The sequence below is a fragment of the Aeromonas sp. Y293-4 genome (assembly GCF_027705905.1).
In the GTDB taxonomy this organism is placed as follows: Bacteria; Pseudomonadota; Gammaproteobacteria; order Enterobacterales; family Aeromonadaceae; genus Aeromonas; species Aeromonas veronii.
In genome coordinates this window covers 19,433-42,178 of the sequence record NZ_JAPDCI010000016.1, presented here as the reverse complement: position 1 = coordinate 42,178, position 22,746 = coordinate 19,433, and the positions used below count along the sequence as shown (strand labels likewise).

18 protein-coding genes are annotated in these 22,746 nt (G+C 60.2%); 9 read left to right on the top strand and 9 right to left on the bottom strand.

Annotation, left to right across the window (positions count from 1 at the left end; translation table 11 throughout):
* Positions 1-31 precede the first annotated feature (31 nt).
* From odhB to OKC31_RS16640, 5 genes are all read left to right on the top strand, one after another.
* Positions 32-1,222 (top strand): 2-oxoglutarate dehydrogenase complex dihydrolipoyllysine-residue succinyltransferase, encoded by a 1,191-nt coding sequence (gene odhB / locus OKC31_RS16660; protein ID WP_270657256.1) that lies wholly within the window; start codon positions 32-34, stop codon positions 1,220-1,222.
* 171 nt (positions 1,223-1,393) lie between these two features.
* A complete protein-coding gene (gene sucC, locus OKC31_RS16655) occupies positions 1,394-2,560 on the top strand; it encodes an ADP-forming succinate--CoA ligase subunit beta (RefSeq protein ID WP_270657254.1) in 1,167 nt (388 codons plus the stop codon).
* Entirely contained in the window at positions 2,560-3,432 is an 873-nt protein-coding gene (gene sucD, locus OKC31_RS16650; RefSeq protein ID WP_005333542.1) for a succinate--CoA ligase subunit alpha, read from the top strand. Before sucC ends, sucD begins: the two co-directional genes overlap by 1 nt.
* A gap of 156 nt (positions 3,433-3,588) precedes the next feature.
* Positions 3,589-4,506: an IS5 family transposase gene (locus OKC31_RS16645; protein WP_270657252.1), complete on the top strand. Its 918-nt coding sequence runs from the start codon at positions 3,589-3,591 to the stop codon at positions 4,504-4,506.
* A gap of 274 nt (positions 4,507-4,780) precedes the next feature.
* On the top strand, positions 4,781-6,271 hold the full coding sequence (locus OKC31_RS16640) for an autotransporter outer membrane beta-barrel domain-containing protein (protein WP_267512251.1): 1,491 nt from the start codon (positions 4,781-4,783) through the stop codon (positions 6,269-6,271).
* Positions 6,272-6,607: 336 nt separating this feature from the next.
* On the opposite strand, the gene OKC31_RS16635 is transcribed toward OKC31_RS16640, so the two are convergent.
* The 9 genes from OKC31_RS16635 to OKC31_RS16595 all read right to left on the bottom strand — a co-directional run bounded on the left by OKC31_RS16635 (position 6,608) and on the right by OKC31_RS16595 (position 18,267).
* On the bottom strand, positions 6,608-7,204 hold the full coding sequence (locus OKC31_RS16635; RefSeq protein ID WP_021230311.1) for an acetate uptake transporter: 597 nt from the start codon (positions 7,202-7,204) through the stop codon (positions 6,608-6,610).
* 225 nt (positions 7,205-7,429) lie between these two features.
* Positions 7,430-10,432: a DUF748 domain-containing protein gene (locus OKC31_RS16630; RefSeq protein ID WP_270657250.1), complete on the bottom strand. Its 3,003-nt coding sequence runs from the start codon at positions 10,430-10,432 to the stop codon at positions 7,430-7,432.
* A gap of 52 nt (positions 10,433-10,484) precedes the next feature.
* Positions 10,485-11,246: a substrate-binding periplasmic protein gene (locus OKC31_RS16625; protein ID WP_270657248.1), complete on the bottom strand. Its 762-nt coding sequence runs from the start codon at positions 11,244-11,246 to the stop codon at positions 10,485-10,487.
* Positions 11,247-11,282: 36 nt separating this feature from the next.
* Entirely contained in the window at positions 11,283-11,693 is a 411-nt protein-coding gene (locus OKC31_RS16620) for a MerR family transcriptional regulator (protein WP_270657246.1), read from the bottom strand.
* A 2-nt stretch (positions 11,694-11,695) separates the two neighbouring features.
* Complete coding sequence (locus OKC31_RS16615; RefSeq protein WP_270657244.1) at positions 11,696-12,664, bottom strand: hydroxymethylglutaryl-CoA lyase; 969 nt, start codon at positions 12,662-12,664, stop codon at positions 11,696-11,698.
* Positions 12,661-14,631, bottom strand: a complete 1,971-nt coding sequence (locus OKC31_RS16610; protein WP_270657243.1) for an acetyl/propionyl/methylcrotonyl-CoA carboxylase subunit alpha — start codon at positions 14,629-14,631, stop codon at positions 12,661-12,663. The genes OKC31_RS16615 and OKC31_RS16610 overlap by 4 nt, the downstream gene beginning before the upstream one ends.
* The gene (locus tag OKC31_RS16605; protein ID WP_128835562.1) at positions 14,628-15,482 is read right to left on the bottom strand and encodes an enoyl-CoA hydratase-related protein; all 855 of its coding nucleotides are present in this window, start codon (positions 15,480-15,482) and stop codon (positions 14,628-14,630) included. Before OKC31_RS16605 ends, OKC31_RS16610 begins: the two co-directional genes overlap by 4 nt.
* Before the next feature lie 11 nt (positions 15,483-15,493).
* Positions 15,494-17,128 carry a carboxyl transferase domain-containing protein gene (locus OKC31_RS16600; RefSeq protein ID WP_270657242.1) on the bottom strand — a complete coding sequence of 545 codons (1,635 nt, stop codon included), beginning with the start codon at positions 17,126-17,128 and terminating at the stop codon, positions 15,494-15,496.
* The gene (locus OKC31_RS16595; RefSeq protein WP_270657240.1) at positions 17,125-18,267 is read right to left on the bottom strand and encodes an isovaleryl-CoA dehydrogenase; all 1,143 of its coding nucleotides are present in this window, start codon (positions 18,265-18,267) and stop codon (positions 17,125-17,127) included. Before OKC31_RS16595 ends, OKC31_RS16600 begins: the two co-directional genes overlap by 4 nt.
* A 305-nt stretch (positions 18,268-18,572) precedes the next feature.
* On the opposite strand from OKC31_RS16595, the gene OKC31_RS16590 reads away from it, so the two are divergent.
* The 4 genes from OKC31_RS16590 (at position 18,573) to mmsB (ending at position 22,738) form a co-directional block, all read left to right on the top strand.
* Positions 18,573-19,730, top strand: coding sequence for an acyl-CoA dehydrogenase family protein (locus OKC31_RS16590; RefSeq protein WP_270657239.1), 1,158 nt, complete (start codon positions 18,573-18,575; stop codon positions 19,728-19,730).
* A gap of 140 nt (positions 19,731-19,870) precedes the next feature.
* Entirely contained in the window at positions 19,871-20,653 is a 783-nt protein-coding gene (locus OKC31_RS16585) for an enoyl-CoA hydratase (protein WP_270657238.1), read from the top strand.
* A gap of 18 nt (positions 20,654-20,671) precedes the next feature.
* The gene (locus OKC31_RS16580; protein WP_204379708.1) at positions 20,672-21,784 is read left to right on the top strand and encodes an enoyl-CoA hydratase/isomerase family protein; all 1,113 of its coding nucleotides are present in this window, start codon (positions 20,672-20,674) and stop codon (positions 21,782-21,784) included.
* A 51-nt stretch (positions 21,785-21,835) separates the two neighbouring features.
* Positions 21,836-22,738: a 3-hydroxyisobutyrate dehydrogenase gene (gene mmsB, locus OKC31_RS16575; protein ID WP_167569858.1), complete on the top strand. Its 903-nt coding sequence runs from the start codon at positions 21,836-21,838 to the stop codon at positions 22,736-22,738.
* The last annotated feature ends 8 nt before the right edge of the window (positions 22,739-22,746 follow it).

Below are 22,746 nucleotides of genomic sequence, written 5' to 3'. Positions count from 1 at the left end.
TCTGGCATAGAAGTAAAAAGGAACTGATTGGATGACTATCGAAATCAAGGTACCGGATCTGCCGGAATCAGTGGCGGATGCCACTATCGCCACCTGGCACAAAAAACCGGGCGATCTGGTCGCCCGTGACGAAGTGCTGGTCGACATCGAGACCGACAAGGTGGTGCTGGAAGTGCCGGCACCGCAAGCCGGTGTGCTGGGGGATATTCTGCAAGGGGAAGGGGCGACTGTGTTGTCCCGTCAACTGATTGCCATCCTCACCGCCGCTCCGGTGGCCGGTGAAGAGACCAAAGAGAAACCCGCTGAAGCGGTGGCCGATGATGGTGCCGATGGCTTGAGCCCCTCGGTGCGCCGCCTGATTGGCGAGCACGACATCGACGTGACCAAGCTGACCGGTACCGGCAAAGGCGGTCGCATCACCAAGGATGATGTGGAAGCCTTCATCAAGGCCAAGAGCCAGCCTGCGACAGCCGCACCGGTCGCAACTGCAGCCCCGGCAGCCAAGGTTGCCCCGCTGGGTGATCGTACCGACAAGCGGGTACCGATGACCCGTATGCGCAAGCGCATTGCCGAGCGTCTGCTGGAAGCGAAAAACACCACCGCCATGCTGACCACCTTCAACGAGGTCAACATGAAGCCCATCATGGATCTGCGCAAGCAGTACGGCGAGATCTTCGAGAAGAAGCACGGCATCAAGCTCGGCTTTATGTCCTTCTACGTGAAGGCGGTGGTGGAGTCCCTCAAGCGCTATCCGGAAGTAAACGCGGCGCTCGATGGTGATGACGTGGTTTACCACAACTACTTCGACGTCAGCATCGCCGTATCTACCCCCCGTGGTCTGGTGACGCCGGTGCTGCGCGACTGTGACAACATGAGCCTGGCGGACATCGAGAAGGCCATCAAGGATCTGGCGGGTAAGGGCCGTGACGGCAAGCTGACCGTGGATGAACTGACTGGCGGCAACTTCACCATCACCAACGGTGGTGTGTTCGGCTCCCTGATGTCCACCCCGATCATCAACCCGCCCCAGAGCGCCATTCTGGGCATGCACAAGATCCAGGATCGCCCGATGGCCGTTGACGGCAAGGTCGAGATCCTGCCGATGATGTATCTGGCGCTCTCCTACGATCACCGTCTCATCGACGGACGCGAATCGGTAGGCTTCCTGGTCTCCGTCAAGGAGCTGCTGGAAGACCCGACCCGTCTGTTGCTGGACGTCTAAGCCTGTGGCACCCGGGCAAGGGGTTTGCGCCCCGAGCCGGATGTGCTGCTGGACGTTTGAGTAATACCCGAGCGATTGAAAGATAACGAGGGGCCGCCCAGGCCCCCATTCACAGGGGATTGAGAAACACCAGCCCCGGACGGAAATACCTACAACACGGATAGAGCATCTATGAATCTGCATGAATATCAGGCAAAACAGCTGTTTGCCGAGTATGGCCTGCCGGTCTCCGAAGGTTATGCCTGTGCTACCCCACAAGAAGCGGCCGAAGCGGCCGACAAGATTGGCGGCAATACCTGGGTCGTCAAATGCCAGGTACACGCCGGTGGCCGCGGTAAAGCGGGCGGCGTGAAAGTGGCCAAGAGCAAGGATGAGATCCGTGCTTTTGCCCAGAACTGGCTTGGTAAAAATCTGGTGACCTACCAGACCGACGCCAACGGCCAACCGGTCACCAAGATCCTGGTGGAATCTTGCACCGACATCGCCAAAGAGCTCTACCTGGGCGCCGTGGTTGACCGTGGTTCGCGCCGCGTAGTCTTCATGGCATCGACTGAAGGTGGCGTGGATATCGAGAAGATCGCCCACGAAACCCCCCATCTGATCCACAAGGCGGCTATCGATCCGTTGGTGGGTCCGCAGGCTTATCAGGCCCGCGAACTGGCCTTCAAACTGGGTCTGGTCGGCGATCAGATCAAACAGTTCACCAAGATCTTCATGGGTCTGGGCCAGATGTTCCTGGATTGCGATTTCGCGCTGCTGGAGATCAACCCGCTGGTGATCACCGCGCAGGGCAACCTGCACTGCCTGGATGGCAAGATCAACATCGATGCCAACGCACTGTTTCGTCAGCCCAAGCTGCGCGAGATGCACGACCCGTCACAAGATGACCCCCGCGAAGCGCACGCCGCCCAGTGGGAGCTCAACTATGTGGCCCTCGATGGCAACATCGGCTGCATGGTCAACGGCGCGGGTCTGGCCATGGGCACCATGGACATCGTCAACCTGCACGGCGGCAAGCCGGCCAACTTCCTTGACGTCGGCGGTGGCGCCACCAAAGAGCGCGTAACCGAGGCGTTCAAGATCATCCTCTCCGACAGCAACGTCAAAGCGGTGCTGGTCAATATCTTCGGCGGCATCGTGCGCTGCGACATGATCGCGGAAGGCATCATAGGTGCGGTCAAGGAAGTGGGGGTCAAGGTGCCCGTCGTGGTCCGTCTGGAAGGCAACAACGCCGAGCTGGGTGGTATCAAGCTGGCCGAGAGCGGCCTCAACATCATTGCGGCCAAGAGTCTGACCGATGCCGCGCAGCAAGTCGTCAAAGCAGCGGAGGCCAACTGATGAGCGTACTGATCAACAAGGACACCCGAGTCATCTGCCAGGGCTTTACCGGCGGTCAGGGTACTTTCCACTCCGAGCAGGCGCTCTCCTACGGCACCCAGCTGGTGGGTGGCGTCTCTCCGGGTAAGGGTGGCACCACCCATCTGGGCCTGCCGGTGTTCAACACCGTCCGTGACGCGGTCGAAGCAACCGGCGCCACCGCCTCCGTCATCTATGTGCCGGCGCCGTTCTGCAAGGATGCCATCCTGGAAGCGATCGACGCGGGCATCAAGCTCATCGTCACCATCACCGAAGGCATCCCGACGCTGGATATGCTGGATGTCAAAGTGAAGCTGCAAGAGACCGGCGTGCGGATGATCGGCCCCAACTGCCCGGGCGTTATCACCCCAGGTGAGTGCAAGATCGGCATCATGCCGGGCCACATTCACAAGCCGGGCAAGGTGGGCATCGTCTCCCGCTCCGGCACCCTGACCTACGAAGCGGTCAAGCAGACCACTGACGAGGGCTTTGGCCAGTCCACCTGCGTCGGTATCGGTGGCGACCCCATCCCGGGCTCCAACTTTATCGACATTCTGGAGATGTTCCAGAACGACCCGCAGACCGAAGCGATCGTGATGATCGGCGAGATCGGCGGCAACGCCGAGGAAGACGCGGCCGCCTATATCAAGGCCCACGTCACCAAGCCGGTGGTCTCCTATATCGCGGGTGTTACTGCCCCTCCCGGCAAGCGGATGGGACACGCTGGCGCCATCATCTCCGGTGGCAAGGGTACCGCCGCCGAGAAGTTTGCCGCGCTGGAAGATGCTGGCGTGAAAACCGTCCGGTCGCTTGCCGATATCGGCAAGGCCTTGCGCGAAGTAACCGGCTGGTAATTCCTGTTAGCCCGTTATCTCTAATACAAATGCCGCCCGATGGGCGGCATTTTTTATGGGTTTTAAAGGGCGTTGTTGCCCAAATTGATGCAGTTTGAATGGAACTAATTGAAAACTTGGTGATCTGATCACCAGCATCCACTTCAAATCTGCATCATGAGCACGTCGCTTCACCCCATCACCAACTGGCCTCAATACAACAAGTCCCTGATTAACCGTGGTTCACTCACCTTCTGGGTTGATGCCGCCGCCATGAACAATTGGTTTCACCACGACCATCATGGGCGGCGGGGCCGCAGCCAGCTTTACACTGACCAGACCATCGCAACCTTCCTGATGCTCAAGGGGATTTTCAACCTCACTCTGCGAGCAACACAGGGACTACTCGACTCCCTGTTCGAGTTGATGAACGTACCGCTGTGTGCGCCGGACTATAGCTGTGTCAGCAAGCGAGCACGCACGGTGACAGTGGCTTATCGACAGCCCCCAAATGGAGGCATTACCGACCTGGTTATCGATTCAACCGGGCTGAAGGTGTTTGGCGAAGGCGAGTGGAAGGTCAGAAAACACGGCGCCGAGAAGCGGCGAGTGTGGCGCAAGTTGCATCTGGCGGTAGACCCGGCAACCCACGATATCGTGGCAGCAGAAGTGTCATTGGAAAATGTCCATGATGCCGAGGTGTTGCCCACCTTGCTCAACCCTCTGCGGCGTAAGCTGGGACGTGTTTATGCGGATGGCGCCTACGACAGCAAAGCCAGCCATCAGCTTATCTCGCTCAAAGGGGCGACAGCCTGTATCCCGCCTCGCAAGAACGCTGGACTCTGGAAAAAGGGACATCCAAGAAATGAGGCTGTGCTGGTAATGCGCAAGGAAGGGCTGGCGCACTGGAAGAAGATATCGGGGTATCACCGTCGCTCGCTGGCAGAGACGGCAATGTATCGGTTCAAGCAGTTGCTGGCGGGAAAAATCAGTCTGCGTAACTACAACGGCCAAGTGGGAGAAGTCATGGCGTATGTCAGCGCCATAAATAAACTGAATACCCTTGGCCTACCTGTCAGAAAGCCCCGAGTGTAGCGGTCACCTGGGGCTGGCGAAGTCATGACTTGCTGGCTGATTTGGGAAACAATGCCGTTTTAAAGTGGTTTGATTTAATCAATCATCGCGATTCAGGCGCTAAACGAATTTTATTACAGGAGACCAGAAACAGTGTGGATACTAAAATAGTCTGCGATTTGAACTTGTCAGATTGATTTGTTCCTTTACCCATGGCATCGAGTGACCTGTTAGTGGGTAATGCTAAAAGTTATGCAAGGATGTCAGTGAGATAACGTAGTGTCAGGAGGACATAATGATTTCACGTATTTTGGGAATTGGCTGCCTTACCAGTATCTGCTTACCAACAGCATGGGCGGCGGATTGCCCGAACAGGCAACCGGGGCAGCATCTAGAGTTTCTTGGGCGTTCGGCTGACAATTCGGTATCACTATGGCTTTCAAGTCCAGGTTCCGGGGGTAATTTTCGCCTCTCTGCTCCCGGGGTATCTGAAATCGATAGTTGGAATGCAAACCGCGCGTCGTTGCACTTGAGTGTCTCACCTGTAGTACTTGATGACCTTAACGGGACTCACAAACTGGATCTCCTCAATGCGGATGGTTCTTTCAACTGCTTCCTCGATTCGAGAAACCAGACCAATCCGGTATTTCCAAATATTCCCCCGATCGATGGGGGAGACAGTAACGGTGGCACTGGTGGCGGAACCGGAGGTGGTGGCGGCAGCAATGGAGGAAGTGGTGGCGGAACCGGAGGTGGGGATGGCGGCAATGGTGGAACTGGTGGCGGAACCGGCGGTGGGGATGGCAGCAATGGTGGTAGTGATGGTGGCACCGGTGGTGGGAGTGACCCGATCCGCAATATTGTGACCAGTATCAGTGCAGATGCCTTGATGGGCTATTTGAGCGGCTCTCTCAGTATTTCAGATCGTGTCGTTGTCGGGCTTGACCAATTTGAAGATATTGCCAGTCAAAAGGGGTTGTGGCAGGTATGGACTGATGTACGCCATACCGGAGTCTCCGATGATCGTAACGAGATAGACACATCCGGACATGCCAACAGCTTTTTGATCGGTATACACAGCTCCCTTGGTAAAGACGGGTTGGGCGGTATTGCATTTGCCAATAGCAAAACCTCCCTTGGCACGTTTGGCAGTTCGGTACGAAATGAGGGGGACAGCTTCTTTGTTGGGCCATATGGCGGCTATAGGCTAGATACGCACTGGCTGCTGGATGGCTGGGCTGCATGGGGACGAACTGATAACGATACCGAACTCGATGTCCTTAAAGGGAGTTTCAAGACAACGACCGGGTTGATCTCAGCCAACCTGACCGGTGGCTACGATGTTGGTGAATATCTGCTGCGGCCCAAGCTTGCCCTCTTTTACAGTCACAATAAATCCGATGCGTTTGATTACACAGGCTCATTGCCTTATGCAAACCAGATTTATAACGTGACATTGCGGGTTAATGAAAACTCTTTTGAATATGCCACCAGTGAAGCATCAGGGGATATCAGTCGTATTTTCACCACAACCGATGGTGTTCAAATTATACCGGCCCTGCGTCTTGGGGTTCGTTATGATATTGAGCGTCCCAATGATGGTCAGATCCTGAATGAAAATCTGACAATGGAAAGTACGACTCCGTGGAGTGGATCTGCACGGATTGCACTGGCGGTAGCCCCTCAGCGTCATCAGCGTTTTGAAGTTATCACCGGTTATTACAGTATCGGGCGTCAGGACCTTGACCTCTGGGATATTAGATTTAACGCCGCAGTGAATTTTTAACTTACATAGGGAGATAAAAGTACCGATAACTTGGTCGGCACTTTGATTTTAATTACTTGTATGGAGATGGTATTCACCTGACAGTTGCCAACAAAAGGGAGTGATCATACGGCTTCATACCGAATAACAAACTGCATCCCTTGTGGTGGCCCGTGAGAGCCTTATTTAGTTGATGGATATATCCACAAATGGGTGTGTCAGGAGTGCCGAATAGCTAGAGACGGATATCCGGATGTAGGGCTGAAAAGGGAAAATGTGTGCGCAGGAACGTCAGCTTTGCGAAATAGCAAAAAGGCACCCGAGGGTGCCTTTTTCACAATCTGAGTGGCTTGCCTATCAGGCAGCGGCTTTCAGCTGTACTGCGGCGGCTTTCTTGTGATCGCCGATTGGCATCACGGTGCGGCCGAACTGCTCGTTAATAACGGTGGCCATGGCCAGGTAGATGGCGCTGGCGCCACAGATGATGCCTTCGAAACCGGCGATGGTGCCGATCAGGGTGCTGCCGGTGAAGTCACGGGCGGCCAGCAGGAAGAACAGCACGGTCAGGGAGGCGAACACGAACTGCTTGGCGCGCGGGTAGTTGATGGTGCCAACCAGCATGAACAGGGTGAACATGCCCCACATCAGCAGATACCAACCCATATAGGCGTGCGGAGTGGCTTCGGCCAGACCCATGGTCGGCATGACGAGCAGGACAACCAAGCTCAGCCAGAACAGGCCGTAGGAGGTGAACGCGGTCACACCGAAGGTGTTGCCACGCTTGTATTCCATGATGCCAGCAATGATCTGGGCGATGCCGCCGTAGCACAGGCCCATGGCCAGGATCATGGCGCTGATGGGGAAGAAACCTGCGTTATGGATGTTCAGCAGGATGGTGGTCATACCGAAACCCATCAGACCCAGAGGGGCAGGGTTGGCCAATTTTTCGCTCACGTGGCGTTCTCCAAAAATAGAGGTGGGGGTTAACAAAAGACGCGCGATTTTAGGCAGGCTGCGGCGCGCCCGCAAGGGGGCAAGGGGGATAAATCGTAAAAAAACTACGTGATTATTTGCATCAGAGGCCAAATGCTCACCAAGGCAGGCTGTTTGGTGAGCAAAAGGTGTCAAAATAGTTGAGGGGTTGTATTTTTATTACGCTTTTTACGAAGTGCGGCGGCGTCACTGATCCAGTGTCAGGATCACTTTGGCTTCCTTGTCCTCTTCCTTGACCTGGCTGTCGAGCACGAACAGCCGCTCCGGGGCGATCCCCTGGCTGTCGACCAGAAACTCCTTGGTATTTTGCGCCCGGCGCATGGCGAGATTGCGCAGGGATTTGGCGGTGATGAGCTGCTGATCCCGCAGCAGGATCACCGCCTGGGCCCGCAGTGCCGCGCTCTCTTCATTCAGATGGAGGCGGTCCGCCAGATCATCCAGATCTTCGCCAAAGCGCTCTTCATAGGCCTGGGCCAGCGCCTCTTGCAGGGCTGAGTCCTGTTCCAGCAGGTCGAGATCCGCCTGATTGCCGGTGAGCTTGGCCAGTACCCGCTCCAGCTTTTGCCGTTGCAGGATGGGGCGCTCCTCGTTGAAGTTGACCTTGCCGCGAATGTTCATGCTGAGCTTGGGTCTATCCTTGAGGGCCTGCGCCAGCTTGACCAGTTTCTCCTGCTGGGTGGGGGTGAGATCGGGATCCCCCGGCAGGAAGGGAAGTTCGTCGAGATCTTCGGTGCCATCGGCCAGCGAGGCGAGCAGGGAGAAGGGGGAGGTGATCGCCTTGCTCAGTGTGTTGCCCAGCACATCCCAGAAGATATTGCCGATGCTGAAGTCCGGTTGATCGAGATCGCCCTTCACCTTGAGGTTCATCTGTATCACCCCGTTGGCATCGCTCAGCAGGGCGATGGCCAGCCCCAGCGGCAGATCCTTGGCCTGATCGCTCTTGATCTTCTCGCCCAGTTGCAGCTTCTTGATGGTGATGTCGTTATCTCCCTCCAGCCGGTTGCCCTCCAGCTTGTAGTGCAGCTTCATGGAGAGCTGCCCCTTGTCGATGGCATAACCCGCATAGGTGCCCGAATAAGGGGTAAAGGTGGTGAGCTCTAGGTTGTGGAAGGCGACCGCGATGTCGAGGATAGGGTTGGCCACCAGCAGGTTGGTACCGCCGCGAATGGTCACTGGCGCATAGCGATCCACCTTGCCGTTGAAGGCGAGATCGGAGCGTTGCCCCGGAATATTGCTGATATGACGGCTCTGGCCGCCCAGCGAGGCGATATCGGCCACAAAATCTTGGCTCAGGCTGCGGTCGGCAAAGCGCAGGTTGCCCTGCTCGGTGCGCAGCTGGTCAATGGTGAAACGAAAGTCGGGAGCCTTGCTGCCTGCCTTTGCTTCAGTACTTTTTGCTGCCGCCGGTTGTGGCAACAGCAGCTGTTGCAGGTTGGTGGTGCCATCTTCGTTGATCTCGATGCGGGCGAAGGGCTTGTTCAGAGCAATGTCCTTGATCCGCATCTGCTGGCTGATGCCGTCGTACGTCAGACCGGTGAGAGCCAGGGTGTTGAACTCCAGCAGCCGCTGATTGTCTGCCCGATCGACTACTTTGAGCCCGTTGATATCGAGCCCCCCCTGCAGGGTCAGCTTGCTCAGATCTCCCTGGGCGGTGGTGGCGAGATCAAGGCGGGTCTTGCTGCTCAGCAGCCCGTTTTGCACCTTGATGCGTACCAGATCGGCCAGATAGGGCTGTGCCAGCGTCAGGGGCAGCCCCTGCTGGTTGATGTCGCCGCTTAAGGTGAAAGGAGTCAGGGTCAGTTGGCCATCAAAGGCGAGGGGGCTGCTCTGGTTGAAGTGGGTGGCCAGAGTCAGTTTGCTCGGTTGCTCCCCCTTGCTGCCCAGTGGCCCCAACGCCAGCTTGAGGCCGGAGAGCTGGCGTGCCTGCGGTTTGCCGCTGCTCGATTCGGTGAGAGTGAGATCGCCCTTGTCGATAAGGATCTGCTTGATCTGCCACTGCCAGGGTTTGTCTGCCCCGTGCTTCTTGCTGTTACCGGCTGTTTTTGCTTGTTGTGCCGACTTGGGCGCCGCATTGTTGGCCACCTCGTTTGCGGCGTGGGCCCCTTTGACGGGCTTGGCGGGAGCCTGTTCAATCAGCAAGTCAGCCAGATCAAGCTCCTGCTGTGGGTTGAGGGTGGCCTTGAGCAGGGGCTGTTGCAGGGTCACCTTGCCGATCTGGAGCGACTGTTTCTGGCCATCGACCGCCAGCTCGCTAAGGGCCAACTGGCCGAAGCGGGCAAATTCGTCGCCCTTGTGTTTTTTAAGCTGCCAGTTGTCCAGCGTCAGCTTGCCTTTGGACAATTGCCACAGTACCCCTTGCTTGCCCTCTTTAAGCTGGTACTCCAGCTCTGCATTGGCGTGGCCCTTGGCCAGATCCAGCTTGAGATAGGGTGCCCAGAGCGGGGCGAAGGGTTTCAGGTCGACCTGCTTGAGGCTCACCTTACCCTGACCCATGCCGCTCATCACATCGAGTTTGCCGTGGGCAGCGAGGCTGCTTTTGCCGTTGATGGCGGCGTTCAGCTGATAGGCGGTCGGGTGATTTGCCTCGGTGCGCAGGTTATCGAGCTTGAGGGTCACTTTTTCCAGATTGAGGGGCGGCAACCAGCCGGGTTCGCTCTCCTTGCGCTGATCCTGATAGCGCACATGCCCGTCAGTGACATTGACGCTGGCAATATCGACCAGCAGCGGGGCGCTGGCTGTTTCGGGCTCGGGGGAGGGCGCAGGGGTGAGCAGGGTGGCCAGCGCATCGGTCAGATTGAGTCGAACATCCCCTTTTTTGTCTGTCAGCCGTTGCAGCAGCACCATGGGTTTGGTCAGGGTGACGGCGGAAAGCACGACCCCTTTCTGCTGCCAGCTGGCTTGCAGGTCGGGGGTGATAAAGAGCTGCTCAAAACGGATGATGGGCTGCTGCTTGGCATCGAGCAGGGCAGTCGCGCCGAGGGTGAGAGAAGGGTTGCGCAGCCCTACGTCAATCTCTCCCAGCGTCAGTTGCAGGCCATAGTGCTCAGCCAGCCAGCCGGGCAGATAGCGCTGGACCAGACGGGGGGTTTGCCACAGCAGCAGGGTCATCAGGATAAGAAGCAGCAGGAAAGCGTAGGCAAGGTAGCGCAGCAAGCGGAGCTTGGGGGACGCGGGCTCGGTGGTGTTCATTTGGTGCACTCCCATTTGGTTCCCGCCATGGTACAGAAAAGCTGGATAGTAATCATGGGGTTGCGTGCTGTTGTACGCCGTACTTTGTCCAAAGGCGATCCAGTTCACCCTTTTGTTGCAGCGCAGCCAGCCACTGTTCCAGCTGGGCAGGGGTAATGGGGGCCTCAGGGTGAAGGATGGCTCGGTGTTGATACTGTTGATCCCATTTTTGCGAGATCAGCAGCTGGTCGGCGGTGTCGGGGTGGGCCAGCAGATACTGGTTAAGGTAGGAAACGTTGAGAATGGCTACCTCGCCACGTCCTTTGAGTAGCGCTTGCAGGGCGCTGATATTGTCTTTGACCAGGGTGATATTGAGCTTGCGCTGCAGGTAGAGAGGATCGGCATTGAACTGGCCAACGCCGTAGTGGTAGCCGGTCACCCCGATGAGGTGATGGCTGGCAGGATCGTCAAAAAAGCGCTGATCCCGACCCGTTTTGTTCAGGGCCACATAGACCTCGCCACCACCGAGGAAGGGTGCTGTCATCTTGAATTTATCTGTGTCCCAGCCCCACTTGGTGTCTTCAAACAGCATCAGCGAGAAACGGCCCAGATCGAGCGCCTTGTAACGGTTGGCGGCCGAGGTGGGGACAAAGACGAAGGTCACCTCTTTCTGTACGGCATTGAGCTGGTCGATAAGCTCCAGGGTCAGTCCTTCATAGCGGGAATTGGGGAGTTTGACCACGAAGGGGGCATAGGGGTATCCACCAACCTTGATGAAGGGATGGCTCCAGCCAGAGAGGCTGAACAAGAGCAAAAACCAGCACCAATATCTCATGGGATCCCCAAGGCAATAGCTTGCTCCCAGATTCGGTTAATCTGCGCCAGTTTTCAAGCTGTTAAGGGAATTAACACAGCGCTGTTCGGCGGCTTCCAGCTCGGCCATCACCATCTGGATATCCTCCAGTTGCTGGCGCAGGGCGCCGCGTCTTGCCTCGATCAGCTGGATCATGGAGTGGAGCTGGGTTTTGCTCGATTTGTCGGTGTCGTACATATCGAACAGCTCGCGGATCTCGGCCAGGCTAAACCCCAGCCGTTTGCCGCGCAGGGTCAACTTGAGCCGGATCTTGTCCCGATGGCTGTAGATGCGGGTTTGCCCCTCCCGCAGCGGGGTGAGCAGCCCCTCATCCTCGTAGTAGCGGATGGTGCGCGGCGTGACATCGAACTCGTGGGCCAGCTCCGAGATGCTGTAGGTGATCTCCTTGCCGGGCAGGGAACGGGACATGGTCATGACTCCTGTTGCTGGGCGTGTGGCTGGCAGAGGCGGGCACGCAGCCGCTCGGCATTGGCGTGCAGGGCCTGACCGACCTGCGAGCCATTGGGGCGGTCGAGCTGCTCGCTCACCCACTGGCCGGTGGCCGCCAGTTTGTCGAGATCCACCCCCGTCGTCATGCCAAGGCCGTGTAGCAGGTAGACCACCTCTTCTGACGCCACATTGCCAGAGGCGCCCGGCGCATAGGGACAGCCGCCAAGCCCCGCCACCGAGCAGTCGATGGTGCGAATGCCACGCTCCAGCGCGGGTAGCAGGTTGGCCAACCCCTGACCGTAGGTGTCGTGAAAATGGACCGCGAGTCGCCCCGCCGGGATCTCGTGCAGCACCGCATCCAGCATGGGGGCCACCGTGCCCGGAGTGCCGACGCCGATGGTGTCCCCCAGCGAAATTTCGTGGCAGCCGAGATCCAGTAACTGTTCGGCCATGGCGGCGACTCGTTTCGGGCGGGTCGGGCCATCAAACGGGCAGGCGATGACGGTGGAGAGGTAGCCACGCACCTTGATGCCAAGGCGGCGCGCCTCCTGCACCAGCGGGGCGAAGCGCACCAGCGACTCCTCCACGCTGATGCCGATATTGGCGCGGGTAAAACCGTCGGAGCAGGCGGTGAAGAGGCCAATCTCATCGGCGCGGGCGGCAATGGCTGCCTGCAAGCCTTGCAGATTGGGCACCAGAGCGCCGTAACGGGTTGAGCCCTTGCGCGGCAGTGCCTCGAACAGCGCTGCGGAGTCCGCCATCTGCGGCACTTTTTTGGCAGAGACAAAGGCTCCCACCTCGATGCGTTGCAGGCCGCTGTCGGTAAGGCGCTGGATCAGCTCCAGCCGATGTACCAGGGAGAGGGGCGCAGCTTCATTTTGCAGGCCATCTCGCGGCCCCATCTCCACCAGACTGACCCTGTCGTCACGGACGTCCTGTGATCGGTTCATGGGTGTTCCTCCTGTGTGGCAATCTCTTCGGCAAAGCGCACCAGCACGGTTCCCTGGCTTACCTGCTCGCCCTGTTTGCACTGCAGGGCTTCAATTACCCCGTCCCGCTCTGCACGCAACTGGTGTTCCATCTTCATCGCCTCCAGCACCAGCAGGGGTTGCCCCTTGCTAACCGTTTGCCCCTGCTCGATCAGCACGGCTACCACGATGCCGTGCATGGGGGCGATGGCGCCCTGCGCCTTCTCGTTTGCCTGCTCATGGTGGTGGCTGTGCTGCCGATCATCGGCCGCGAAGCGGATGCGCTGGCCCCCCAGGGTCATGATGAAGGCTGCCTCCGAGCCTGCGACCGTCTGAATGGGGATCTGTTGCCAGCCGCCACCCTGCTGCAGCCGGATATTATCGTCACCTCTCTGGTAGCAATGAGTCTCCCCTTGCCACTCAAACTGGCCGCCATGATCGTTAAGGGTCAATACCCGGTGTTCATCACCGATGCGCACCGCCGCTGTCCAGCAGCGATCCGGCCCCAGCCGAAATCCGCAGGCTTGCTGCCAGGGGGAGGTGCCCGCAGGGCGGCTCGCCAGCCAGAGGGCGGCCAGCGGCCAGGCGAGCTCAGGAATGGGTTGTGCTGTGGTAGGGATGGGCCACTGGGTATGGTGGCCCATGGCCAGGACGTCGGGCTCTTCACACAGGCGCAGCAGCAGAGGACCGTTGTGCGCCAGCGGCCCGAGATCCAGTGCCGCCAGCGCATCGGCCAGTTTGGCGAACGCCTCGGTGCGGCTCTGGCCGTGGGCGATCAGCTTGGCGATCATGGGATCGTAATAGGGGCTCACCTCATCGCCAGCGGTGACGCCAGTGTCGATGCGCACGCCATCCGGCCAATGGAGCCAGTGGATAGGCCCGCTGGCAGGCAGAAAACCGGCCGCCACATCCTCGGCGTAGAGGCGCGCCTCCACCGCATGGCCGCGCAGCACCACTTCCTTCTGGGTGAGTGGCAGCGGCTTGCCTTCGGCTACGGCCAGCTGCCAGGCCACCAGATCCTGCCCGGTCACCGCTTCGGTGACAGGATGCTCCACCTGCAGCCGGGTGTTCATCTCCATAAAGAAGAACTCATCCTTGCAGAGCAGGAACTCGATGGTGCCAGCCCCCTGATAGTGGATGGCTTTGGCTGCGGCCACGGCTGCCTCCCCCATGGCGCGGCGCAGAGCCGGAGGGATGTCGGGGGCGGGCGCCTCTTCGATCACCTTCTGATGGCGTCGCTGCAAGGAGCAGTCCCTGTCCCCCAGATAGATGGCGTTGCCGAGGCTATCGGCAAAGACCTGCACCTCAACATGGCGAGCCCGGGGCAGATAGCGCTCCAGCAGCACCAGATCGTCGCCAAAGGCGGCCTTGGCTTCACGTTTGACTGCCGCCAGCGACTCGTCAAAGTCAGCCAGCTGATCGACCCGGCGCATCCCCTTGCCACCGCCGCCACTGGCCGCTTTGATAAGCAGCGGGAAGCCAATCAGGCTCGCCTGATCGCGCAAGAAGTCCGGTCGATGATCCGTGCCGTGATAGCCGGGCAGCACAGGTACGCCGGCAGCCTGCATCAGCGCCTTGGCGCCCGATTTGTCGCCCATGGCGAGAATGGCGGCGCCGCTTGGGCCGACAAAGCGCAGGCCGCGCTGTTCGCAGGCGGTGGCAAAATCGCTGTTTTCCGACAGAAAGCCGTAACCGGGATGGATGGCATCGGCGCGCGCCTCTTTGGCAATCTTCAGCACCTTGCCGGTGTCGAGATAGCTCTCTCTGGCCGGTGCGGGCCCCAGATGCCAGGCCTCATCGGCCAGACGGGTATGCATGGCATGGGCGTCGGCGTCGGAGTAGAGGGCGATGGTGTGGATGCCGAGGCGTTTCGCCGTCTTGATGATGCGCACGGCGATTTCGCCGCGATTGGCAATCAGCAGGCGTTTAATCTGAGTGTGATGGGTCATGTCTCATCCTTGAAACGGGGACGCCAGGCGGGAGGGCGTTTGTCAAAGAAGGCCTGCATCCCCTCCTGTGCTTCGAGCCCCACCCGAACCCGGGCGATGGTCTCGACGGTTTTCTCTTCGTGCAGGCGGGAAGGATGGGCCTCTATCGCCGCCAGCAGTCGTTTGGTCTCTTTCATCGCCTCCGGCCCGTTGCGGCACAGACGAAGGGCCTGCGCCCGTCCCTCCGCCAGCAGTTGATCCGGCTTGCAGAGTTGGTGTGCCACATTGAGCCGACAGGCCGTGATGGCATCGAACGGCTCGGCACTGAGCATGTAGCGGCGCGCCTGACGCATTCCCATGGTGCGCACCACGTAGGGGCTGATCACCGCAGGTACCAGACCCAGGCTCACCTCGGAGAGGCAGAAGCGGGCATCGTCGCTGGCCAGCACCAGATCGCAGGCGCAGATGAGGCCCAGCGCCCCGCCGTAGGCGGCCCCTTGCACCAGCGCCACCGTAGGGAAGGGAAGCTCATCGAGGGTCTGCATCAGCCGCGCCAGTACCCGGGCGTCTTCGCGATTGTGCTCGAAATCGGCGTGAGCCAGATTGCGCATCCAGTTGAGATCGGCGCCCGCGCAAAAGTGTTTGCCTTCGGCACGTAGCAGCAGGGCGTGAGGGCGTTCGGCGAGATCATGACCATGGAGATGGGCCAGATCATCGAGGCAGTCGAGCAGCCCCAGCATCAGGTCGGCATCAAAGGCGTTGTGGCGGGCCGGGCGCGACAGCACCAGCTCGGCCAGCGGGCCGTGCCGCTCCAGCCGAAACGGGCCCTGTGTTGAAGAGCCAAGTGCTGAGGAAGTAAGTGGATCTGACATCGTTTTGCTCCTTACATCCGAAAGATGCCGTACTGCTCGGGTTCAATGCGGGCACCCTGACAGGCGGCGAGCGCCAGCGCCAGCACGGTGCGGCTCTGGGCCGGGTCGATGACGCCATCATCCCAGAGGCGGGCGCTGGCGTAGTAGGGGTGACCCTGGCGCTCATACTGTTCGATCACGGGCGCGCGGATGGCGGCCGCTTCCTGCTCGCTCAAGTCTTTGCCCTCGGTAGCCAGCTTGTCCCGACGCACCTGCACCAGCACCCCGGCAGCTTGCTCGCCCCCCATGACGGAGATGCGGCTGTTGGGCCAGCTAAAGAGAAAATCGGGTTCATAGGCGCGGCCGCACATGCCGTAGTTGCCGGCACCGAAGCTGCCACCGACTATCAGAGTGATCTTGGGCACCCGGCTGCAGGCCACCGCGGTGACTAGCTTGGCGCCATGCTTGGCGATCCCTTCGCGCTCTGCCGTGCTGCCCACCATAAAACCGGTGATGTTCTGTAAAAAGAGCAGCGGGATGGTGCGCCGGTTACAGAGCTGGATAAAGTGAGCGCCTTTCTGAGCGCTGTCGCTGTGCAGCACGCCGTTGTTGGCGAGGATCCCCACCTCCATGCCGCAAATACGGGCAAAGCCGGTTACCAGAGTGGTGCCGAACAGCGCCTTGAATTCGTCAAAGTCAGAGCCATCCACCAGTCGGGCGATCAGCTCCCGCGCATCGTAAGGGCGTTTGAGGCTGGTGCCCACCAGACCGTAGAGCTCCTCGATCGGGTAACAGGGAGTGGGGTAGGCTGGCTCATTGTTGGTTGGGCTGCCCGATGCCAAGCCCGAGAGCGGATCATGGTCACTGCCCAGATGGGTGAGCAGGGTACGGGCGATGGCCAGCGCATGGGCATCGTCGCGGGCCATGTGATCCGCCACCCCCGAGTGGGCGCAGTGCACCTCGGCGCCACCAAGAGCCTCGGCGCTGATCTCCTCGCCGGTGGCGGCTTTGACCAGCGGCGGGCCCGCCAGAAAGATGGTGGCTTGCTCCCTTACCATGATCGATTCATCCGCCATGGCTGGGACGTAGGCGCCACCGGCGGTACAGAGCCCCATCACCACCGCCAGCTGGGGGATGTTCTGGGCCGACATGCGGGCCTGGTTGTAGAAGATGCGGCCAAAGTGATCCCGGTCGGGGAACACCTCGTCCTGCATCGGCAAGAAGGCGCCTCCGGAATCCACCAGATAGAGGCAGGGGAGGCGCAGCCGCTCGGCGATGGCCTGGGCGCGCAGGTGCTTTTTCACCGTGAGCGGGTAGTAGGTGCCACCCTTCACGGTGGCATCGTTGACCACCAGCATGCAGAGCCTGCCCGAGACCCGACCGATGCCGGTGATGATACCGGCGGCGGGTACCGGCTCATCATAGACCTGCCAGCCAGCCAGCGCCGACAGTTCGAGAAACGGAGAGCCCGGGTCCAGCAGCTGATTGATGCGCTCGCGGGGCAGCAGCTTGCCACGGGCCTGATGACGGGCGTTGTTGGCCGCGCCGCCCCCTAGCGCGATCTCGGCAATGCGGGCGTGGAGATCGTCGACCAGCCCCTGCATGGCGGCCCGATTGGCTGCATATTCCGGGCTTGCCGTGTCGAGACGGGAGTGGATACGACTCATGCGTTCTCTCCCATCAGCTCGCGGCCGATGAGCCAGCGGCGGATCTCCGAGGTGCCAGCACCTATCTCGTAGAGCTTGGCGTCCCGCAGCAGACGGCCGGTGGGGTATTCGTTGATGTAGCCGTTGCCGCCGAGCAGCTGGATGGCATCGAGCGCCATCTGGGTGGCGTTTTCGGCGGCAAACAGGATGGCGGCGGCGCAATCCTTGCGGCTGGTGCGACCCTGATCGCAGGCGCTCGCCACCGAGTAGACCAGCGCCCGGCTGCTGGCGAGGTGGGTATACATGTCGGCGAGCTTGCCCTGCACCAGCTGGAACTCGCCGATGGCTTGACCAAACTGCTTGCGCTCACGCACATAGGGCAGCACTACATCCATGCAGGCCTGCATGATGCCAAGGGGGCCCGCAGCCAGCACCACCCGCTCGTAATCGAGCCCGCTCATCAGCACCTTGACCCCGCCGTGCAGGGGGCCCAGCAGGTTTTCCTGCGGCACTCGGCAGTTGTCGAACACCAGCTCGCAGGTGCTGGAGCCGCGCATCCCCAGCTTGTCGAGCTTCTGGGCGGTAGAAAAACCGGGAGTGCCGGCTTCAACGATAAAGGCAGAAATCCCTTTGGGGCCCGCACTGGTATCTGTCTTGGCATAGATGACGAAGGTGTCGGCATCGGGTCCGTTGGTGATCCACATCTTGTTGCCGTTCAGCACGAAGTGATCGCCCTCGCGCTCCGCGGTGAGGCGCATGCTGACCACATCGGACCCGGCTCCCGGTTCGCTCATGGCCAGCGCCCCCACATGCTCGCCGCTCACCAGCGGGGGGAGATAGCGTGCTTTTTGCTCCGCCGTGCCGTGGCGGTGGATCTGATTGATGCAGAGATTGGAGTGGGCGCCGTAGGAGAGGCCGACCGAGGCGCTGGCGCGGCTTACCTGTTCCATCACCAGCACGTGGGCCAGATAGCCGAGGTTCACCCCGTCATACTCCTCCGCCACCGTGATGCCGTGCAGCCCCAGTTCACCCATCCGGGGCCAGAGATCACGGGGAAAGGCATTGCTCTGATCGATCTCGCTGGCGCGCGGGGCGATCACTTTCTGGCAGAAGGCCGCAACCTGTTCGGTCAGGGCATTCAGGGTCTCATCCATCTGCATCCATGCTCTCCTTGCGGATATGACAGTCGGGTAGGAAGGTGGGTTCGACCGGCTGACTCGGCGCTACGGCTGGCAGTGGTCGGTCCATTTTGTACTTCACTTCTGCCACAAGTTTACGTTAGCGTAAACGTAAATCAATTGTTAATCTGTTGTGTGTCGACAAAGCGGTGGTAGTGAAAGCGTCATCAGCTACCACGACAACAGCGCCATAGTGGCAGATCCGACTGACGCAGCGTGTGGGCGCCGCGTCATAAAGCACTAACTCAGGAAAATAAGCGCGGGGCAACAAGGGAGAGAACGACGAGATGGATTTTACCCTGACAGATGATCAACAGGCGTATGTGGAGGCGGCCGCCGCCTTTGCCGATGAGGCGCTCAAACCCCATGCCGCGCGCTGGGACAAGGAGCATGAGTTTCCGATCCCGACCATCAAGCAGGCGGCCGGGCTAGGTTTTTGTGGTCTCTATACCCCGGAGCAGTTTGGCGGATTGGGGCTGCCGCGCCTCGATGCGAGCCTCATCTTCGAACGCCTCGCCATGGGCTGTACCTCGACCACTGCGTATCTGACCATCCACAACATGGTGAGCTGGATGCTGGGTAGTTGGTTGCCCACCGAGGTTGCCAAGGAGTGGGTGCCCAAACTGGCTAGCGGCGAATTGCTGGGCTCCTATTGCCTCACCGAGCCGGGGGCGGGTTCCGATGCTGCGGCACTCAAGACCCGGGCGGTGCGTGAGGGTGACAGCTACCTCATCGAGGGAACCAAGGTCTTTATCTCGGGAGCAGGCAGCAGCAATGTGCTGGTGGTGATGGCCCGTACCGGTGGTGAAGGTGCGAAGGGGATCTCTGCCTTTATGGTGCCGGCTAATGCCCCCGGCGTGAGCTATGGCAAGGCAGAAGAGAAGATGGGCTGGAACAGCCAGCCGACCCGGGAGGTTGTTTTCAACGGGGTGCGTATTCCCGCCCGCTACCGGTTGGGTGAGGAGGGGGAAGGGTTCAAGTTCGCCATGCAGGCCCTCGATGGGGGGCGCATCAATATTGCCACCTGTTCGGTGGGCACCGCCCAGCAGGCGCTGGACGATGCGCTGGCTTATGTGCAGCAGCGCCAGCAATTTGGTCACCCGATCAGCGAATTCCAGAGCGTGCAGTTTCGCCTGGCCGATATGGCGACCGAGCTGGCTGCCGCCCGTTTGCTGGTACGTCAGGCCGCCGACAAGCTGGATCGCGGGGCACCGGACAAGAGTGCCTGGTGTGCCATGGCCAAACGGTTTGCCACCGATGTGGGTTATCGAATCTGTGATGAGGCTCTGCAACTCTTTGGCGGCTATGGTTATATCCGCGAGTATCCGCTCGAGCGCTATCTGCGCGATACACGGGTACACCGCATTCTGGAGGGCACCAACGAGGTGATGCGACTCATCATCGCGCGCCGCATGCTGGCCGATCCCGGTTTGTCGCTGGGCTAACCGGTGGTCGCATCAAGGGTGTGTTGCCTGCCACCCGATTTGCACCATGCCATGCCGGTTTCGGCTTTGTGAGCCAGCCACAGGTTGGTGTCATTCAAGCCTGTCATCATGGCGGCAGCTTCATCGACAAGGACAATGCTATGACAAGGATCAGACTCGAATATCATGGCCACGTGGCCTATATCACCCTCGACCATCCCCCTGCCAACACCTGGACCCTCGCCAGCCTGCAGGCCTTTTTGCAGATGATGGTGGAGCTCGACAGTCGTCCCGATGTGGTGGCGCTGGTGATCCGTGGTGCGGGCGACAAATTTTTCTGCGCCGGTGCCGACCTCAATATGTTTGTCGAGGGGAATGTCGAGCTGGCCCGCGAAGTAGCCGAGGCCTTTGGCAAGGCCTTCGAGGCGCTGGCCCGTTTTCACGGCGTCAGTATCGCCGCCATCAATGGTTATGCCATGGGCGGTGGGCTGGAAGTGGCGCTGGCTTGTGATATCCGCATCGCCGAGCAGCAGGCGTTGCTGGGACTGCCGGAAGCATCGGTGGGCTTGCTTCCCTGTGCCGGTGGCACCCAGCGCCTGACCGAGCTGGTGGGGCCGGGCTGGGCCAAGCGGATGATCCTCTGCGGTGAGAAGGTGAGTGCCTCGCTGGCCTACGAGATGGGGCTGGTGGAGGAGGTGGTGAAAACCGGTCAGGCATGGGAGGCGGCGCACCAGATGGCCCATCTGGTGGAGCGCCAGAGCCCGAGCGCCCTGCGCGCCTGCAAAACCCTGATCAATGAGGGCCGCAGCGGCCCGCGGGATGCCGCCTTGCCTCGTGAGCGGTCGCTGTTTCTCGATCTCTTTAGCGATGCCAATCAGCGTGAAGGGGTGGCCGCCTTCCTGGAGAAACGCTTACCGCGCTGGCAATATGGCCCAACAGAATAAATCCATATGGAGCTGTTTATGAGTGAGCCGGTCAAGGTTAGCTGTTATCCCACCGAAGATGGTCATCAGGTCGGGGTGTTGACCCTCGACAGCCCTGCGTCTCTCAACGCATTGAGCCTGCCGATGATCCAGATCCTGCAACAGACGCTGACCCGTTGGGAGCAGGATCCCGCCATCGTCTGTGTGCTGCTGCAGGGGGCGGGTGAGAAGGCATTTTGTGCCGGTGGCGATATCCGCTCCTTCTATTACCGCAAGCAGGAGGCGAGCGGATCGGAACTGTTCGAATATGCCCGCGACTTTTTCGAGCAGGAGTACCGGCTCGACCACCACATCCACTCTTACCGCAAGCCCCTGATCTGCGTGGCGGACGGTATCTGCATGGGGGGCGGCATTGGTCTGTTTGCCGGTGCCGATTTTCGGGTGGTGACCGAAAAGAGCCTGTTCGCCATGCCGGAGGTGACCATAGGCCTCTACCCCGACGTTGGAGCAAGCTGGTTTTTAAGCCGGATGCCGGGGCGGCTGGGGCTCTGGCTTGGTCTGACTGGCGCCCGCTTCAACGGGAGTGATGCCATCGGTATTGGGCTGGCGGATCACGCCATCGCCAGTGGCGAGCGCAGTGCGCTGTTGTCACGCCTCGCCGTACTCGACTGGGCTGGCAGTGGTGAGCCCCGTGAGCAGATCGATCTGCTGCTCACGGGGTTGCATGGTGAGGTGGCGGCCCGCTTGCCAGCGCCTGTATTGCTGCCCCATCAACAGAGGATCGATGCCTTGCTGGCGGGGCGCACGTTGCAAGGGGTATTGGCGCGGTTGTTCGAAGCTCAGTTCGATGAACAGGAGGCGGTACTCCAGCAGGCGCAGCAGCTCTGCCGCACCGGCAGCCCCATCAGCCGCGCCATTTTGTGGCGCCAATATTGGCAGGCTCGCCGCAACTCACTGGCAGAGGTATTTGCCGAGGAGCTGACCCTTTCGGTCAACTGCGTGCTGAAGGGGGATTTTGTGGAAGGGGTACGGGCACTGCTGATCGACAAGGATAAAGATCCCCGCTGGCAACAGTTGCCACCGGAGGGGGAGTGGCTGGACGAGTTCTATCGCTGGCCGCAGGGGCGCAATCCGTTGGCCTGCAAGGAATAACATCTTGGCAACCGGCGGACGCCGCCATCAGCAACGCAAGGAGCAAGCGGGATGACAAGGATAGGGTTTATCGGGCTCGGCAACATGGGGGGGCCCATGGCGGCCAATCTGGCCAGGGCCGGGCACAGGGTGCAGGTGTTTGATCTGGTTGCCCAAAACATTGAGCGCGCCATCGCCGCTGGCTGCATTGCCACGGGGGATGCCCGTGAGGCGGTGACCGGCTGCGAGGTGGTGATCAGCATGCTACCTGCGGGGGAGCATGTGCGCGATCTTTGGTTGTCTGAGGGGCAGGATCTGCTGGCGGCCCTGCCGGTTGGTGCACTGGTGATCGACTGCTCCACTATCGATGTCGACTCTGCCCGTCAGGTCGGGGAGGCGGCCCGCGCCCGCGGTTTGCGCTTTATTGATGCCCCCGTATCGGGCGGTGTCGCCGGTGCGGCCGCCGGGACGCTCACCTTTATCGTTGGCGGCGACGCGGCAGATTTCGAGGCGGCGAAATCCCTGCTCGCCTGCATGGGGCAGAACCTGTTTCACGCAGGGACGCTGGGGGCGGGGCAGATCGCCAAGATGTGCAACAACATGCTGCTTGCGATCCATATGGCGGGTACCGCCGAGGCGCTGGCCCTCGGGGTGAAGGAGGGACTGGATCCCGCCGTGCTCTCTACCATCATGGGCAAGAGCTCCGGCAACAACTGGAGTCTGGAGCGCTACAACCCCTGGCCCGGGGTGATGGAGAATGTCCCTGCCGCCCGCAACTATCAGGGGGGCTTTATGACCCGTTTGATGGTGAAAGATTTGGGATTGGCCATGGCGCTGGCCGAGCATGGCCACAGCGCTGTGCCGATGGGGGCGCTCGCGCGTAACCTGTTCAACCTGCATGCCGCTCAGGGGCAGGGGAGCCGCGATTTCTCCAGCATCGTCGAACTCTATCTGGATAAACAGGATCCCGCCTGACGGGCCAC